This window comes from Candidatus Kuenenia stuttgartiensis (genome assembly GCF_900232105.1).
Classification (GTDB): domain Bacteria; phylum Planctomycetota; class Brocadiia; order Brocadiales; family Brocadiaceae; genus Kuenenia; species Kuenenia stuttgartiensis_A.
In genome coordinates, this window is sequence record NZ_LT934425.1 from 830540 (window position 1) to 848204 (window position 17665).

A 17665-nucleotide genomic window follows, 5' to 3' on the forward strand; every position below is an offset into this window, starting at 1 on the left:
GATTTTGTCCTTTACTTTCTATTACTTGCACTTGTAAATTATCGTAACACTTTAGTTCTTTGAAAAATTAACAAGCGATGTTATAAGTTAAGCCGGAAGTGGTTTTTGTTAAAAGAGCTTTTTTGGCGTATGCCAGAAGGTTTTCCACGGGGTTGTCTCCTTGCAATTCTGCAGAGCGAAGCAACGTCATAAGGATAGCCTGGGTATTGGCGCCCTGAACAGAACGATTCTGTTGTGATACCTTTCGGGTCAATACTGGCTTTCGCATCTGTTGCTCGGCATGATTATTATAGGGACTCACACCTTCATGTTCCAGGAACGTAAAGAGTTCCTGTTTATGGCGCTTCAGGCGTTTGGTCAATCTTTGTACGTCTTTATCCTGACAAGGCGTTGCCAAAAACTGTTCAAGCCTGCGATACAATCTTTTTTTTAGCCGAAGAAAGCATACCAGGCTTATCTGGTTCTTTTTCTCTGATAACCGGATGGCATCCTTGAGCAACCGGGAGAGTTTTTTCCGGAAAGCTTTCCATGCGGCAGAATGGTTGTGGGCATCTACTTTCACGAGTTCCGTGAACAGATGATAGAAACACCGCTGCTTTGCCAGTGCGCTTATCTTGTTGTAAGCGCCCAGAAAGTCACAGATCAGGATACCACCAAATAGAATGCCCAAGAGTTTTTTTATGACAGGAGACCCCCGACTTGGTGTTATGAGATAGTAGCAGAGTTTTTGTGTTGTAAAACACCATAGCCAATGGGTTTTTCCATTCAACCTCCATCCGGTTTCATCTGCATGTAAGACAGCGCTTGCGGAGACTTTTTGGCCAATCTCGTTATACTGTGGCTCCAGGAGTGTTGCAAGGGATTTCCATGCCTGGGTTAGACCGCCGGCGCTTATTTGAAGGTTGAAAAATACGGAAAGCATCTTTACGATGTTGTTTACACTGATACCGATTAAGTAGTGAAGCCATGCGGTAAAGACAACAAGGCGCAATCCTAGTCGGGCGCCATGCAACGCATCTGTGACCTTGGGTTGAACTATCTTTTTGCAACAAGCACACCAGTAACCATGAACTGTATGTTCCGTCACAACAGGGTCAAGGCGTGGAATATCTTCGATGTATCGCTTATAAGTTCTTACCGGTTTTTGTAATGGCTGGTGGCAATCAGGGCAACTCTCCATGGAATGCGTTTGATAGGCAGTTACTGTTTCAGGTCGTTTCCGGCAAACTCCCTTATGTCCCTTTTTCCTGCCACAAGGCCGTTTTCTCTTTTTCTTTGTGGGCTTTAGATAGGGCGGTATCGAACCGGAAGGGGTAGTCGGACCCGGTTTATCGCAAAGCCGGTCATATTTTTCTGCTTTCTCCGCCAGTATCAGGATGGCTTGAATCGCATCCTCTCTGTCCATCTCCAAAATAGCTATGGCTTCATCCCTGGTCACAGTCAAGAAACCTCCGAAAGTTTTTTTGAAGAGGGTAGAGGTAGAGATCCTTAGGTTGGCCATGATACAGATAGCGATTGCCCCGTTTTGCGCTCCCTTTGGTTTTGCCAGCACGAATCCAATTGGCCGCCTGATAGCAGGTACCCTTAAACCGCGCGGTATCAACAAAGGTTTTCGGCTAAATAAACGGGATGGCCGTAAACGGTATTCCAGTCATCTGACAGACGTCTGAGGGCAAGTGACAATACCTTGGATGCAAGGTGTTTGATCTTAACCCATGGTAGAATGAGAAATCGTACGTTATTTGCAATCAAATGTAAGTGTGTACGTTTAGTCGTCTCATCCCATTCAATGAAACGATCACGGTCTTTGACTTTCCATGCGGCGCTTGCCCACCCCAGGCAGGCAACAACCTGATTGCCTATACGTACGATGTGTCTGAGGTGTTCGCCAACAAGCCGGGGATTGCCGAGGTAGTGATAGTGTTGGAAGAGATACTCCCAGAGATATCTTTCCTGAGGGTCTTTTACCACATGGATTGTCAGGTTTTCATACTCTGTGATTTTACCTTCTAGTGGTCTCCTGACGAAAAGGGGTGTCTGGACAAAGACCTTGGGTTTCAGATTGTTTTTGGCCCGTATACGTGGAGGAAGCGTTATCAATCCCTGTTCTTCTAATCTCAAAAGGAGGTCTCGTGCTGCGTATTCTTTATGTTTGCCATTGGGCTGCACCCAGTTCCAATGCTTGCATAGTTCGCAGGAAATATAAGTCCGACCTCTGAGAAAATGCTGCTCGATGAGCGCCTTTATAAAGGCGATATCGTCCGCATGCAGTTTTCGTGAACGGTATTGGAATATGATAGGCTTCATAAACTGTTTCCCTTTATCCCATGTTCCGGAAAGAAATTACTAAAGTCAAATTTGGCAAACACTTATAAACATTGATTCTGCGACTACATGTCTTTTGGAAGTCTTTTAATTACTGGCCGAAAACAACATTGGACATTCCAAGTTTTTCCAATAGCATTTGTGTGACGGCGGGAAGTTTCACGGCTTTCTTTAAGGTTTCACCGGTATTTTTAGCCTCAAGAGTGGCGATATCTATATCTTTGAACGGCGCATAGAGTTCCTTTGAGTTTAAAAAATCTTTTTCTCCTATTGCCTTTCGTTGGTTTGATAGATAACGGTTTATAAAATATGCCAGGATGCAGATAGTATAGACGGCTTTAACATGTGCCTCGGTATTGACAAAGAAGGGCCTGATTTTTAAGAACGATTTTACATTTTTAAAGACATCTTCTATTTTTGTCTTGTCCCGATAGGCTCTAACTATAGATTGGGGTTTTGCTTTAAACGCACCTCCATCTTCCCGTTCTGTATGGTTAGTGATAAAAACACATACGCCATCCAACAATCTATCTGCGGCTATAACATCAGTTAACAGCTTGATTTCTATTTTGAAACTTTTGACGGATTTGACCTGCCCGTTTTTCAGTCTATGGGTAACGGTGATGGACGTCAGAACAGGGTCTTCGAAATATTTATGAATCTTTAACCTTTTCAGCTCATCTACAATGCGGCTCTTTGTTGCGTCATATTGCCGGTCTCTTTGGGCATTTTTAAGGTTTTTATTCTCTTCTTTGAGATAATCCTTAAAAAAGGTTATTTTCTCGTCTCTATTATTGCGGTCTTCTATAAATAAAGTGGGATTAAAACCGGTAATAAAACGCTTGTTTCCTATGACGCCATTGTCATGGTAGTATAATTCATCATCATAGTTTAAAAACCCTTGCGGGATAGGTATATCGGAGGCGTCCTTATCTTCTATGGATAACCCATTAAGAGACTTTAAACTGACACCGCAAGAGGGTATCTGATTTCTATCCAATGCCGAGATGTATTTGAGTTTGGCTTCTTCTATCAAATTGGCATTGTCCTCAGAGATTATGCCTCTGTCAAATACAAGGGTGACGTTTTTATCAGTCAATTTGAATCTGGTTTTACAGGCATTGATATTCTGTTTGAGGGTTTTTACCTCAGCGGTGTTCCCGGGGAATACATCCCATTTGAAAGGATATCCCTCAGAGTTGATAAGAACACCCAGTAAGACCTGCCGCCTGCCATGACACTCTATTTTGCCCTTGCCAAATGCCGATAGATCACAGTTATATCCCACAAAGTAGGAAGTAGTTAGGTCGTAGTTGATAAATTTATAGGATTCCGGACGTTTCCAGAAGGTTTGGTTAAAAAGGTGGTTCTCTATAGATATTTTGTTTTTGTGTATTTTATCTAATTCATAATAGATTTTATCGTCATTTAGGCCTGAAAGATCAATTTTAAGAATGTCCTCCAGCGCGCTCTTTTTCGCCCAATGAGGAATGGAATAATGAGAACACGGATCGGTGCACCTGTTAATAGTCAGTATCTTTGCAATCATATTGGTAGGAAGGGCGCCTGCAGTGACATCGTAGTCAAAAGCCTGATCAAGCTGCCACTGGTTCCACAACTCATTAACAACGGCTATATCGAGATATGCCCTGCTTTCCAGGACTGCAACGTCTTTGAGCTGAGTCTGCAATTGATCTGTGTTTTCAACTGTTTTACATATCAGTTTGATTTGCTCGGCTTGAATATCGGAAAGTTTCCCGATGGGCCAAAGTATTCTTTTTCTGACCTTTTTGCCATCCCTGTAGGATTCGGCAATAGAGTAAGATTTATAGGTTTTCCCTTTGTATTTAGAATCGCTATAAGTAAGGTGCATAATGTAGTCCCAATATTCTTTGACTACACTATCATTAATAAAATATTTTGTCAAGTCAGTATTTATAGGGTTATAAAGGATTTGTATTAATAAATAGGCCATTTATTCTGCGACTACATATTATTTTGAATTTGTGGAAACCCGCTTAAAATAAGGATTTTGTTGAAATCTTTCCGGAAAGGGGGCTTTATTGAAGCCTTTTATACCACAAAGGAAAAACAGACGCCAGCTTTTTTTACCTTTTTTCGCTATTAATTTTTCAAAGAACTAAAGTGTTACAAATTATCGCATATTTGAAGGAATAATTTTGAATAAACATCTCCTTAATATTCCAATTGTTTATAAGTACGGAACAAAGTGGTCGGCTTTTCTACCTGCATTACCTTTATATTTATTGGGCAGATACATAGCAGATTTAAGCTATTTGTTTTGCAGGTCGGCAAGAACTAACGTGAAAAAAAATCTTCGGCTGGTATTTCCCGATATTTCACAAAAAAAACTCTCCTTCATTGCAAAAAATCTTTTTAGAAACTACAGTAGATATTTGATAGATTATTGTAGATTTACAAATCTAAATAAACGCTCCATTCTTGATCAAATCACTTATTATGAAGGAAAGCAAAACCTTGAACTTGCATTGCAGATGAATAAAGGTTTACTATTGCTTACCGCACACCTTGGTAATTGGGAACTGGGTGGTATTTTCTTTGGCAGTTATGGGATAAAGACAAATGTGTTAACGTTGCCTGACGAAAATCCTGAAATCGGAAATATTCGCTCATGGTATAGAGAGATATTTAACGTTAAAACCATAACGATTGATAAATCTCCATTTTCTTCAATAGAAATGGTGAAAGCTCTCAGTAATAATGAATTAATTGCCATGTTAATTGACCGCTATGATGAGAAAACAGATGGTATAATCGTGGATTTTTTTAAGAAACCAACACAATTCCCGAGAGGGCCATTAATTTTAAGCAGACTAACAGGCGCTCCAATTGTTGTCGCATTTGTTGTGAAAGAAAAAAACACATATACGGGAGTGATTAAAGGGCCTTTCATTGTTACACATGAAAAAGAAGAATATGAGACAATGAAAAATATCGTAAATATACTTGAAGAATATATAAATATGTATCCTGACCAGTGGTATAATTTTACCCAGGTTTAAACGGTTAATTTTTTTGATACTGTTGCTCAGTTTATGGTTGAGAGCAGAACGCTGTCTGGGTTCAGTCCATCCATTTTTCATATTGTAAATCCATTTTCGCTACCCTATATTTGGTTATCCTGGAGAAAGAATATGCTGGTTATAAAAAATATTTCTGTATGCTTTTTTCTTGCAATATTATCTATCGGGTTTGTTTTTATTATCCCTGGTAATGTATCATGCGAAACTTTACCGAGTGAATCTTCTGAAACCAACCATAACGTATTTGAAAGGTTTTTAGAGCTCACACAGAACAATCATTCAATAATTGCCAAGATACATCAAGAGAAGCATCTCTCATTATTGGGGAAAAAAGTACACATTTACGGGACTCTAACCATGAAAAAGCCTAATATGCTGCGGTGGGATATAAACAAACCGGACAAATCCATCATTGCCATTGACGGTAAGGATATGATTGTATACCATCCTGAAGCAAAAGAAGCTCAAATATATAGCGTCTCTGGTAATTTTACGGCACGCAATACTATGCGTTTTTTTTCGGAAATTCTATCCGGATCGTTGGAAGAAATGGAAAAAAAGTTTACCCTGGAGATTTCTCGTGAAGAAGATGGGATTTCCTTTCATTTAACGCCAAAATCCAAGATGGCAAGACGATATTTGTCCCATATTGTTATTCATTATGATAAAGATTCAAGTATTCCGTCGGGTATTGGAATGTTTACCCCTAAGGGGGACAAGATAATTACAAGATTATCAGAGGTGAAAATTAATCCAGAGATTAGTGCTGACATCTTTACCATAAAATTACCCGCTGATGTTTTGATAACAAACCGAAGAGACACACATGATGGTTTAGTTGAATAATGGTGACAATAATTAAAATTGTATCTTTTATCGCCTTATCCTTTTTGTGTGCTTATTTGTATCCATATCTCAATCCTACCAATATTGCAGCGTTTATTGAAAAAAACAAGTTGTCGGTCCCTCTGGTCTTTATTTTGATAACCTCCGTAAGACCAGTTCTTTTTTTTCTTCCGTCAATGGGTTTGACAATAGTAGCGGGTATATTATTCGGGAAGTATTGGGGAACGGCCTATGTGGTGCTAGGCGGTGCACTTTCAACAGTGGTGGGTTATTATTTTGCTCAGTGGTTTGGCAGAAACACGGCTAAAAAACTAATTAAGAAAAACAGTTATCTTCTGTTCCTAGAAAAAAAATCGACAAACAATGGGAAGAATATGGTGCTTTACATGAGGCTATTTAATCTGCCCTGGGACCTGGTAAGTTATTGGGCGGGAGTTTCCGGTATTAATTTTAAGGATTTTTATATAGCAAGCATGATTCCTATTGTACCGATTAGTTTTTTATATACCTATTTTGGGAGTACGGTCTTTAATCCCACATGCGCCGGGTTCTTCATAGCTTTAACTATCATGTTTGCATTAGGTGCTATTCCGTTTGTAAGGGCAAAACTTAAGGGGAATAGTTATGTCTGAGTATGTAGGAGTAATAAAATTTCCTATTAACAGACTTCATATGGAACTAACAAATGTCTGTGACTTTTCCTGTGAATTTTGTCCTGATTCGAGGATGAAAAGAAAACGGGGTTTTATGGATGTTAAAATGGCGAAATCAATAATAGATGAAGTAAGTGTCGCAAATATGGTGAAATTATTGGTTTTTCATGTTATGGGAGAACCTACCCTGCATCCACGTTTGGTGGAGATAGTTGGATATGCACATCAAAAAAACGTGGTTGTTTGTATTACAACACATGGTGCTAATCTGGGTGATGATTTGTTGAATGACTTAATAAAAGCAGGTGCAAAAAAGATAATCGTATCGCTTCAAACTCCTGACGAAAAGACCTTTTCAATGAGAGGCGTTAGCGGGTTGTCTTTTCAGGAGTATGCAGACAAAATAGCATCCATTGCAGGATCTTTTATTGATCAAAGACACGGAACAGAGCTAACTATTGGTTTCCTTTCTTCTCCTTTAAGGAAATTAATAATACCGATAGCAAAAGATTTATGTATTGCAGATACATCAAAAAAATTAAGAGCTTATTTGAAATTGTGGGCAGAGAAAATATTGGTTAATTCTAAGATTGAATATCGTCTGCCTGACGTATTTAGACAGATTTCACGTGCAAAATGTTTTAAAGAAAATACAGTGATTATTAGCGATAAGATTTCTTTTCAAACTAGAATAGTTGGAGATTGGGCAACCCATTTTAACCAAAAAAATGTAAATGCAAGATTTGGATATTGCCCCGGAATGCAAGATAACTTTGGCATACTTTGGAATGGGGATTATACCTTTTGCTGTACAGATTATGACGGTAAGACCTCGATGTATAATTATAACGACACCTCTATTAAAAATTATATAAACAGTAAGCCAGTACAAGAAATAGTACGTGGGTTCAAAAGATATAGAGTTTTACATCCCCATTGCAGGCAATGTCTCGGCGATAGAAATATGCTCAATTCGTTCGTAAAGCAGATAGGTTCAATTGTTTACTTTAAATGGATTAAAAGGAACTAAAAAGGAGAACGACATGAAGCCCTTCAAAGTTATGGCCGTACTTATCTCAATATTTTTTGTTATAAACTTTAAGTTAGCAGTGGCGGAAACCATTACCAACGAGACAATTTTGACAATGGTTGAGGCGGGATTAGGAGAAGAACTGATTAACAGTAAGATAAAAACTTCTCAAAATCAATTTGATGTCTCAACAGAAGGTATCTTGAAGTTAAAAAAAGAAGGGGTAAGTGAAAAAATTATTAAAACAATGATTGAGGTCTCCACAAAGTCGGATACCTTAGAACAGAAGACTATTTCAACCGTTAACCGTGCTGAATCCCCTTATTTGGTAGAAAAAGCGCCACCTATTGAAAAAGAACAAAAAGAATTAAGTTCAACCGCTTCAAACACAAACCACAATGAGGACAACATTTATTACGCTCGTTGTAATCTGAAAGTGATAAAAGGCAATCATATTACCTGGGTTAACTGGCAATCCACTCCAACATTCATTCACGCGGGCACCAGGTTGAAAGTTACCAGAACGGGCAACACTGCATCCGTTGTAAATATTGAAACAGGCAGCAGCTACACCTTAGATATCGGCGCTGATGGGGAGGTATTCCTTGAAAAATTTGTTACGAAAAAACCGTTAGATATTAACCAGTTCTCTGCCGATGTTCTGAACAATATAAAAAATACTGTAGCAAGAATTGGAATGACAAAAGAAGAGGTGTACACAGCGATGGGACCTCCTACCAATATCGGAAATGTCAGGTCTAACACAAAAACGTATGAAGATATCATGAGTGCTGATTTGTGGGTTTATGCAAGACGACGTTTTGGCAAAAACATTGGAGTTGAATTTGATGCGGGTACAGGAAGAGTAAACAGGACGGAAGGGATCTGGAAATAAGTTTTGTTTATGTTTTTTTGATATTGTGGCTTTTCTGTTAATTTATTTATTTGGATAGGGAAGATTCAATGAAATTGACTTATAAAAATGTAAGTAAAGGCGGTATTCTTATTTTTGTTTTATTAATTGGTCTATTATTTCAAGGATGCGCAAGCTTAAAAGCAAATAGAGATATGGGAGTAAAGATTTCTAAGGCAGAAAATAAAATTATGGTATTCCCCTTTAGGAATCCATATTACAAAGGTGTGGAATTAGAAGGAATTGGTGATACTTTCGCAATTTCTGTTGTTGGCGAAATCCAGTCTACGGGGAGAACATGTGCGCTTGCTGAGAGTGATGCTTTCAAGGCAAATAAATCAGTCAAAGTTGATGATGCGTGCGCCTACGCTCACCAAAAAGGGGCAGGTATTGCCGTTATAGGTGTTGTTACCGAATGGCTTGACGGTGCTACACAATGGTCTGGTACCGTAGATGTGGCATCTGTTACTGTGAATGCTTATAATACAGAAAATTGTAACCTCATATCTTCTGCTTCTGGCAGGCAAAACGGACAATGGTTTACCTTCGTAAACGCACCGGCAACAAGATTTATGCGTCCATTATCCCAAGAGATAGTGCAGGCTCTGTTTGAATGATTTTTTCGCTGTGGTTATCAAATTCCATTATTGAAAGTAAGATGGTACATGGTCTAAGACTTATGCAGAAACTCAGGGGGATTCAGGGGAGTTGTTTTAACCAAATAATCCTTAGCTTAATGACATTGAATTGCAAACTTGAACCCGCCATGAATACAATATTAATCACAATCAAGACGACTTTCATGGAGATTTAAAAAATTAAAGGCCGACTTTGTAGAACCATGAAAAAACTTTTATTGGTCTCTCCCCTTGCATCAAAAAGCTTTCTGGGAGGCGATTTTTACTTTCGCCTCCCGTATCTGGGACTTTTGAAGGTTGCTTCCCTTACTCCGTCCGATTGGGACGTTAGTATTATTGATGAAAAGGTTGAACCGCTCGATTTGACTCAAGATGCCGATCTTGTAGGTATTACTGCCATGACGCCTGCCGTTAATCGCGCTTATGAAATAGCAGACAGTTTTCGGTTACGGGGAATAAAGGTCATTATGGGCGGCATGCATGTGTCGAAGATGCCTGATGAGGCGTTGCAGCATTGTGACAGTGTGGTTATAGGTGAGGCAGAGCAGCTATGGGACAAAGCACTGGATGATTGTAAAAGGGACGAACTAAAAAGTATCTATCGGCATGGCAACGAATATCCTTCCCTTGCCAATTTCCCTGCACCAAATTGGAAATTATACGAAGGGAAAAGATACCTCCCTGTGCATTTCCTTGAAACGACCCGTGGATGTCCACACAACTGCGAATTTTGCTCTGTAACAAATTCATTCGGAGGTAAATTTCGAAACAGACCTGTTGATGAGGTTGAAAAGGAGATACAAAACCTGAAGCCTTTTGAGGGGATGTTTGTTCTTAAAAATGGGGTCTTTTTCGTAGACGATAACATAATAAGCAACAGGGTGCACGCAAAAGAGCTTTTAAAACGGATCATACCTTATAACCTCAAGTGGACAGGACAAGCATCTGTCAATATCGCAAAAAACGACGAAATCCTCGAACTCTGCAAAAAGAGCGGCTGTATGGGACTTATTGTAGGGTTTGAGTCGTTATCTCAGGGTAACCTTGCAAATATGGGAAAGACGTTCAATACACCCGATACGTATATCGATGTGGTAAAAAAATTGCATGATTATGGTATAGGGGTCACCGGCGCCTTTGTTTTTGGCTTTGATCACGACGACGAAAGTGTCTTTGACAGAACTATTGAGTTTGTCATTAAGGCAAAGATTGATGTTTGTTATTTTTCAATTTTAACGCCGTATCCCGGCACGCGGGTTTATTCACAGATGCTGCATGAAGGAAGAATAATAGACCGGGACTGGTCTAACTACAATACGAACCATGTCGTTTTTATGCCAAAATTGATGCGACCGGAAAAGCTCCTTGACGGTTTTCATCATGCCTTAAAAGAGAGTTTCTCTTATACTGCAATTTTTAAAAGACTCTGGGGCAACGGGACATACAAGAATTTCTTCTACCCCATGAACTTTGGTTTCAGGCAGACCGTTAGAAAAACAATACAAAACAAGCAGGATTTTTCCTATGAACAGGGTTCTGGTTCTTGACGGAATGTGGAATAAGTCCCTTGCTGCCGTAAGGTCTTTTGGCAGGAAGGGATTTTATGTCACAGCAGGCGAAAGGACACGGCTTGCAACGGCAATTTTTTCTAAATACTGCAGCCGGAGATGGATCTATTCATCTCCGGTACTATCCCAGGTTAATTTCCTTACTGACCTTGAAGCGGAACTGAAAGCGGGGAGGTACGATGTTATCTTTCCTATGGAATTTTCTACACAGGTTCTTTTAACTGAAGTTGCAAACAGGCAGATGATTGAAAAATATACAAGATTGCCTTTTGCCGATGCTGATCTTGCCAAAAAAGGGAATGATAAAGCATTTATTATGCAGTATGCAAGAGAACGAGGGATTGGCGTCCCGACAACGTATATGGTAAATGATATTGAGCAGCTTGCGGTGATTGCAAAAGAAACTGCGTACCCTGTTCTTATAAAACCACGGAATAGTTCCGGTTCAAGAGGTATTGTATATGTTAAAGAAAAAGAGGAATTATTAACATTATACCTTAAAGTACATAAAGAGTATCCATTTCCCATCATTCAGGAATATATACCAGATGGCGGTGATGTGTACGGAGTTGGGTTACTTTTCAATTTTCAATCGGAGATACGTGCATCTTTTGTATACAAGCGTTTACGTTCACATCCCGTAAGTGGTGGTCCGAGTACTCTAAGGGAAAGCGTGAAAAGGGAAGACGTCAGGGAGATCGCCGGGTTATTTATGAAGTCGCTTCGGTGGACAGGGGTTGCCCATGTGGAATTTAAAATTGATCCAAGAGACAGGAAGCCTAAATTACTTGAAGTAAATCCGAGATTCTGGGGGTCTTTACAACTGGCGGTTGAATCAGGCATTGACTTTCCTTTTCTATTGTTCAGGCTGGCAATGGAAGGTGATATTGAGCCTGTTATGGACTATAATGCCGGTGTCAGATGCAGGTGGCTTATTCCGGGAGATTTATTGCACTTTATCAAAAACCCGGAGAGGTTAAGACTAAAACCTAATTTTTTTGATTTCAACACAAAAGATGATATTATTTCTCTGAGCGATCCCATGCCGGTAATTGGAAGGCTCTCATCTGTATTGATGTTTTTATATGATAAGGAAATGAAACACCTTTTACATGGATGAAGATATTTTGCAGACATGAGAAGAAATTATGTAACACTTTAGTTTTTTGAAAAATCTGTCCCTGCTTTAACCACATGTTTCAGCATGGGGGTTAACAAAATAAAAATGTCAGGTCATATAAGTTTTGATACTCTTTAATGGAGTAATGGCGCAGATTTAGAACCTGAAATGTTATATACAGAAAGTATTTTTATTACGGATATAAAGAATGATGTTTATTCATGAATTGTCCTTCTAATCACACTTTATACACTGAGGAGCCACTCAATGCGTAAAAAAGAAGAATTAAAATTATTAGCAAATAAATGTATTGCAATACTCACTAACAAATATCAGGTTAAAAAAATCTTCCTTATCGGATCGCTTGTACATGGTATTGTCCATGAAAGGTCTGATATTGATTTGGTTGTTGAAGGGTTGCCTTCAGAGTTTTATATAAAAGCCCTGTCAGAATTGAGCGATATCATGCCTCCCGGTGTCGAGATTAATCTCATTCCATTTGAAGATGCGTTTGAAAGTTTAAAGGAAAAAACAATAAAGGAAGGGGAACTTGTTTACGGATAGGGAACGACTGAAGAAGGACATTGAAATAGAACTCGAAAATCTGCAAAGGCTCGTACAAGAGATGGAAGAACTAATCCGTGAGTTACCTGAAAATCCCGGTTCTGTTGAAACACGGGCTGCGGGAAGCATTCTTCATGATTTCTATTGTGGTATCGAAAAGATTTTTGAAAGGATCGCTATTACTGTTGATAACAACTTGCCAGGGGGAGAAGACTGGCATAAACAATTGCAGAAACAAATGGCAACCCCTTATAAGGGAGCAAGAAGAGAGGTCATAACGGAGGAGGAGTTAATGTTAGAATTAAAAGAATACTTAAGTTTCCGTCACCTTTTCAGACATATCTATGGTTTTAATTTAAAGTGGGAACAATTTTCTCGACTTTGCTATTCTTTGGGGTCTTTATACAAAAAATTAAAGATTGCATTAATCGACTTCTTGAAAAACTAAACAGAGAAGAAGATATGATTACCTATATAATTGGGAACCTATTTGAATCCCCGGCTCATGTGTTGATCAATACTGTCAATACTGGGAGAGTTATGGGGAAGGGTATTGCCAAAGATTTTAAGACAATTTACCCTGAAATGTTTAGAGAATACCTACGCTGGCATAGCCAGAACCAAACAAGCAAGAAATCCGAAACAAATTCCAAAATTCTCCCCCTTACCCCCTCCAAAGGGGGAGAATGTCCCCTGCTGGCGGGGATGCAGAGGGTGGATTCGTATTGAACATTTCAGATTCGCCATTAAATATTTTGCCAAAAAGCACGCACTGACGAATGGAAGTGTGCAAAGAAATTATTTTTAACGGTAAGGAGCCAATGTATGACAATGAAAAAAACTTGTATTTTATTGGTATGGTTAATAGCAATTGTCGTTTTTTACGAGACTAAAACAAGCAATGCCGAAGAATCCATTACGCAACTGGCTCATGACGATTTATATAAAAAGGCGATGTTTCTTAAAGAAGAGGGTAAAAGTGATGAGGCTATAAACACGTTTAATAAATTCATGGAAGTCAGCAAGGACGAATTGAAAAGAACTGATGCCATGTTAGAACAATGCATGATTATGAAAGACATGAAAGCCCCTGCGTGGAAGTATAAGGCAAAAGAAGCACAGCAAAAGGTTAAAATTCTTTACCGGTCTCATTATTTGAACCCGGAATACTGGCTTGTCTATGCAAAATTTGCAGCGCTTATCAATAGGGAGCGTGATGTATATGGGGCATTTAAAAAAGCTTTCTTTTATAAGCCGGATTATCCGGAAGGTTACATCGTAAAGGGAGATTTGTACGGCTACCTTGCAAAAAATACCGATCCGTCAGAATCCACAGTTAGTACTTCAATCGATTCTGCATATGAGCCTGTTAGTAAAGAGAATTCGGCCCGTTACAATAAAGGAAAAGAGGCAAAGAAGTCTTACGAAATTGCACTCAGAAATTCAACACTGGGCAACGACAAAAAGGCTTATATTCATTATAAAATTGGTACACTGGAAATGGATATTTTATCAAATAAAGAAGATGCCATAAGAAACTGGAAGAAGACGGCTGAGCTTTCTCCTGACAGTATTTATGGGAAAAAATCCGTAGAACTCCTGAGCGGGAATCCGTGATTAATGGCTTGACCGTTGATCTTGAGGATTGGTATCACATCTGTGGCGTAGAGGGCTATTCTGATCCGCAAAAATGGGATACTTATGAAAACCGTATAATAAGGAATACTGACAAGGTACTTACTCTTTTAAGAACGTATAAAGTAAAGGCTACTTTTTTTGTCCTCGGATACATTGCCTTCAAGGAACCTGGTCTTATAAAGACAATTAAGAGCGAGGGACATGAAATAGCAACTCATGGCTTTTATCATAAGAGGATCTTTGAGATGACGGAACGGGAGTTTGAAGAAGATGTCAATAAATCCATTTCTGTTATATCATCAAATATCAACGAGAGGGTACTGGGTTTTAGGGCGCCGGAATGGTCGATCCGGAAGAATACTTTATGGATGCTTAATGCATTAAGGAAATACGGTATTCTTTATGATTCAAGCATGGTTCCTCTTACAAGAATGGGATATAGGGATTACCCTGTTTATCCATGTTGCTACAATACTGATTATGGAAAGATTTGGGAATTTCCGCTCACCACAACAAGGCTGTTTTGGGAACGTCTTCCCTTTACGGGTGGCTTACCGTTAAGACTATGTCCTTATTTTTATATTGTATCAGAAATAAAAAAAATTAACCGCATGGGGTTTCCTGCAATGGTCTATATACATCCGTGGGAATTTGACAAAGAACAACCACGCATTGATTTGCCGTTAAGCAGGAGATTTATGCACTATTTCAACATAAGTGCCACTCCCAGGAAGACAGAAGGCTTACTTAGCAATTTTCAATTTGCCCCTATCAAAAATATATTGGGGATTACAACATGAGAGATATGTATTATCTTAAATCCGTATCCACCTTTTGCATTATTTATAGCTTAATAGTCGCCTTCTTATATGTATTTACAGTTGTTACGGGTTTTGTCGGGAGTATTTTTATTTTTGTAACGATTTTGTTTCTGCTTTTTTTTTATTATAATGGGTTCGTAAAATTTAAAAAAATAAGGAACCGTTTTCTACGTTGAAGAAGAGAGTTGTTATTACTGGAATGGGCATAATTACCGCCCACGGTATTGGTAAGGAAATAACCTGGAAAAAGATCGTTTCAGGCGCATCAGGTATTAAAGAAATAGAGTCTTTCGATTCCTCAAAATATCCCGGAAAGTGCGGTGGAGAGGCAAAGCAGTTTACCTCTGCTTCCGAAATAAGAAATTTAAATGCGGCACGTCTTGACAGGGCATCGCATTTATTGATTCATGCTTCACGTGAAGCGCTTCTGGAATCAAACGTACTCCCATACATCAAAAATACAAATATACTTTTATCTTTAGGGACAACACTTGGTGGAATGATTTCCGGAGAGTTGTTTCATAAAGAAGTTCTGAAAAAAGGGCTGAAAAAGGCACGCATTTCTTTATTAACTGATTATCTTGCAAATTGCCAGGCGATTAATTTATTCAGGGAATTTCAATTAAAAGGAAATTACAATATATTTTCTAACGCATGTGCATCCGGTACAAATGCCATAGGTTGTGCGTATAATTCTATACAATCAGGCCTTTATAAAATTGCCATTTGCGGAGGATACGATACTATGAGTGAATTTACCTTTGCCGGTTTCAGCTCTCTTATGGCAATGACTCCTACTAAGTGCAGGCCGTTTGATAAGAATAGAAACGGGCTGGTACTGGGGGAGGGAGTAGGAATTTTAATTTTAGAGGAATTGGAACACGCCGTGAAACGAAATGTACGAATATTGGGCGAAATAATCGGGTACGGGGAATCTTCCGATGCGTATCATATGACAAGCCCCGACCCGACAGGTGAGTTCGCATTTCGTGCCATTATGAATGCCTTGAATGATGCGGATAATCCAAAAATTGATTATATCAATGCACATGGCACCGGAACTATTTATAATGACGCGCAGGAATCCAATGCAATATTGAAAGCGTTTGGAGAGGAAACACAAAACATACCCGTAAGTTCAATAAAACCCATGGTTGGCCATATCCTTGGTGGGGCTGGGGCGGTAGAGGCTATAGTATCATTGCTTTCAATTGAGCGTAAAGCCGTTCCTCCAAATATAAATTATTGCACGCCTGATCCCGTTTGCAATTTGAACATATCAAAGGAAACAGTGTATTGCGATATAAAAACCGTTTTGTCCAATTCATTTGGTTTTGGGGGGACTAACGCAACTTTAATACTCAGGGAATATACATGGATCGGATAGTGTTAACAGGCGTGGGGCCATTGACGCCTATTGGAAAAGGAAAAGAAGATTTCTGGAATGCAGTAGTGAACAACTTCCCAGGCATAAAGAAGATAACAAAGTTCATGCCCGATCAAGAATTTTACGGGGGAGAAATTAATGATATCCATTTTGACGAATATATCCCCGACACAAAATTCAGACGTGCCACTGAAATATCTAAATTTACTATGTCCGCCGCAAAGATGGCAATGGATGACGCTCAGGTTGATTCTCCCAATATTAAAAATCTTGGGCTAGTTGTCGGCTTAACCCACGGTGCTCTAAACTATACACAATCCTATCACGAACTTCTGGTAACCGAAGGTCCTGAATCTGCCAGTCCCATACTCTTTTCTGATTCTATATTGAACGCCCCCGCAGGTAATACTTCTATCTGCTTAGGTATTCACGGTCCCGTTCATACTTTGATTGGGGGCAGTGTAACAACCATACGGGCGATCATGCTCGCAGTACAATTATTAGCCACAAAAAAAATGGAAAAGTCAGTTATTGCTTCTGCCGAAGAATTAAACAAATTTTCACTATACTGTTACTACAGGCTGGGGATAAACACATTGTCTGAAGGTGCCGGTGCTCTCTTAATAGAACCGGAAGATACAAAGAACAATCAAGTCCCGTATTGTTATATTTCCGGCTTTGCTTCACAAACCAATCCTTCAAATTTACAGTCCGCGTTGGAAGAATCCGTTGAAACCGCGTTGAAAAAAGCCAATTTAAAAGCAAAAGACGTTGATCTGTTAATGACGTCCCCTTCTTTCCCCAAAGTACAGCAGCTTGATGCATATGAAATTCCCATGGGTAGTTTGGATTCAATTACGGGAAATGCATTTGCTGTTTCTACCATATGGAACGTTATTCTATCGGCGTTGTGTATAAGGCATGGGGCAATACCATTGCCTATTCTCAAAAATTCAGCGCCGATTAACAACGAGATCAGGAACGTAATGATTTGTGCAACTGAGAGCGAAGGGGTTGCGGGAGTATTAATTTTATCGAAAATATCATGAAAATAAACGCGGCTTGTTTAAGACTATGAATTATAATTTTCCCGATAC

General features: G+C 39.2%; 18 protein-coding genes. 15 read left to right on the forward strand and 3 right to left on the reverse strand.

The window, feature by feature from the left end; genetic code table 11:
- Nucleotides 1-67: 67 nt before the first annotated feature.
- The 3 genes from KSMBR1_RS03795 to KSMBR1_RS03805 form a co-directional block, all read right to left on the reverse strand.
- Nucleotides 68-1438: an IS66-like element ISCku7 family transposase gene (locus KSMBR1_RS03795; protein ID WP_099324132.1), complete on the reverse strand. Its 1371-nt coding sequence runs from the start codon at nucleotides 1436-1438 to the stop codon at nucleotides 68-70.
- A gap of 161 nt (nucleotides 1439-1599) precedes the next feature.
- Nucleotides 1600-2307, reverse strand: a complete 708-nt coding sequence (locus KSMBR1_RS03800; RefSeq protein ID WP_197705323.1) for a Druantia anti-phage system protein DruA — start codon at nucleotides 2305-2307, stop codon at nucleotides 1600-1602.
- Between the two features lie 109 nt (nucleotides 2308-2416).
- Nucleotides 2417-4300 (reverse strand): IS1634 family transposase, encoded by a 1884-nt coding sequence (locus KSMBR1_RS03805; RefSeq protein ID WP_099324133.1) that lies wholly within the window; start codon nucleotides 4298-4300, stop codon nucleotides 2417-2419.
- Between the two features lie 205 nt (nucleotides 4301-4505).
- Here KSMBR1_RS03805 and KSMBR1_RS03810 point away from each other — a divergent pair, with 205 nt between their 5' ends.
- From KSMBR1_RS03810 to KSMBR1_RS03890, 15 genes are all read left to right on the forward strand, one after another.
- Nucleotides 4506-5369: a lysophospholipid acyltransferase family protein gene (locus KSMBR1_RS03810; RefSeq protein WP_157820368.1), complete on the forward strand. Its 864-nt coding sequence runs from the start codon at nucleotides 4506-4508 to the stop codon at nucleotides 5367-5369.
- A 132-nt stretch (nucleotides 5370-5501) separates the two neighbouring features.
- Complete coding sequence (locus KSMBR1_RS03815) at nucleotides 5502-6236, forward strand: LolA family protein (protein WP_157820369.1); 735 nt, start codon at nucleotides 5502-5504, stop codon at nucleotides 6234-6236.
- The gene (locus KSMBR1_RS03820) at nucleotides 6236-6868 is read left to right on the forward strand and encodes a TVP38/TMEM64 family protein (RefSeq protein ID WP_099324136.1); all 633 of its coding nucleotides are present in this window, start codon (nucleotides 6236-6238) and stop codon (nucleotides 6866-6868) included. The genes KSMBR1_RS03815 and KSMBR1_RS03820 overlap by 1 nt, the downstream gene beginning before the upstream one ends.
- Nucleotides 6861-7919: a radical SAM/SPASM domain-containing protein gene (locus tag KSMBR1_RS03825; protein ID WP_099324137.1), complete on the forward strand. Its 1059-nt coding sequence runs from the start codon at nucleotides 6861-6863 to the stop codon at nucleotides 7917-7919. Before KSMBR1_RS03820 ends, KSMBR1_RS03825 begins: the two co-directional genes overlap by 8 nt.
- Nucleotides 7920-7932: 13 nt before the next feature.
- On the forward strand, nucleotides 7933-8814 hold the full coding sequence (locus KSMBR1_RS03830; protein ID WP_157820370.1) for a hypothetical protein: 882 nt from the start codon (nucleotides 7933-7935) through the stop codon (nucleotides 8812-8814).
- Between the two features lie 68 nt (nucleotides 8815-8882).
- Nucleotides 8883-9449, forward strand: coding sequence for a DUF4823 domain-containing protein (locus tag KSMBR1_RS03835; protein WP_099324139.1), 567 nt, complete (start codon nucleotides 8883-8885; stop codon nucleotides 9447-9449).
- A 224-nt stretch (nucleotides 9450-9673) separates the two neighbouring features.
- Nucleotides 9674-11017, forward strand: a complete 1344-nt coding sequence (locus KSMBR1_RS03845; RefSeq protein WP_099324141.1) for a B12-binding domain-containing radical SAM protein — start codon at nucleotides 9674-9676, stop codon at nucleotides 11015-11017.
- Nucleotides 10995-12158 carry a carboxylate--amine ligase gene (locus KSMBR1_RS03850; protein WP_099324142.1) on the forward strand — a complete coding sequence of 388 codons (1164 nt, stop codon included), beginning with the start codon at nucleotides 10995-10997 and terminating at the stop codon, nucleotides 12156-12158. Before KSMBR1_RS03845 ends, KSMBR1_RS03850 begins: the two co-directional genes overlap by 23 nt.
- Before the next feature lie 267 nt (nucleotides 12159-12425).
- Nucleotides 12426-12722, forward strand: coding sequence for a nucleotidyltransferase family protein (locus KSMBR1_RS03855; RefSeq protein WP_099324143.1), 297 nt, complete (start codon nucleotides 12426-12428; stop codon nucleotides 12720-12722).
- Nucleotides 12709-13170, forward strand: coding sequence for a ribonuclease toxin HepT-like protein (locus tag KSMBR1_RS03860; RefSeq protein WP_099324144.1), 462 nt, complete (start codon nucleotides 12709-12711; stop codon nucleotides 13168-13170). Before KSMBR1_RS03855 ends, KSMBR1_RS03860 begins: the two co-directional genes overlap by 14 nt.
- 14 nt (nucleotides 13171-13184) lie before the next feature.
- Nucleotides 13185-13451 (forward strand): macro domain-containing protein, encoded by a 267-nt coding sequence (locus KSMBR1_RS03865; protein ID WP_099324145.1) that lies wholly within the window; start codon nucleotides 13185-13187, stop codon nucleotides 13449-13451.
- Between the two features lie 102 nt (nucleotides 13452-13553).
- The gene (locus tag KSMBR1_RS03870) at nucleotides 13554-14339 is read left to right on the forward strand and encodes a hypothetical protein (RefSeq protein WP_157820371.1); all 786 of its coding nucleotides are present in this window, start codon (nucleotides 13554-13556) and stop codon (nucleotides 14337-14339) included.
- On the forward strand, nucleotides 14336-15160 hold the full coding sequence (locus KSMBR1_RS03875) for a polysaccharide deacetylase family protein (protein ID WP_099324147.1): 825 nt from the start codon (nucleotides 14336-14338) through the stop codon (nucleotides 15158-15160). The genes KSMBR1_RS03870 and KSMBR1_RS03875 overlap by 4 nt, the downstream gene beginning before the upstream one ends.
- Before the next feature lie 193 nt (nucleotides 15161-15353).
- Nucleotides 15354-16568, forward strand: coding sequence for a beta-ketoacyl-[acyl-carrier-protein] synthase family protein (locus tag KSMBR1_RS03885; RefSeq protein ID WP_099324149.1), 1215 nt, complete (start codon nucleotides 15354-15356; stop codon nucleotides 16566-16568).
- Nucleotides 16556-17617 carry a beta-ketoacyl synthase N-terminal-like domain-containing protein gene (locus KSMBR1_RS03890; RefSeq protein WP_099324150.1) on the forward strand — a complete coding sequence of 354 codons (1062 nt, stop codon included), beginning with the start codon at nucleotides 16556-16558 and terminating at the stop codon, nucleotides 17615-17617. The genes KSMBR1_RS03885 and KSMBR1_RS03890 overlap by 13 nt, the downstream gene beginning before the upstream one ends.
- Nucleotides 17618-17665: the final 48 nt, after the last annotated feature.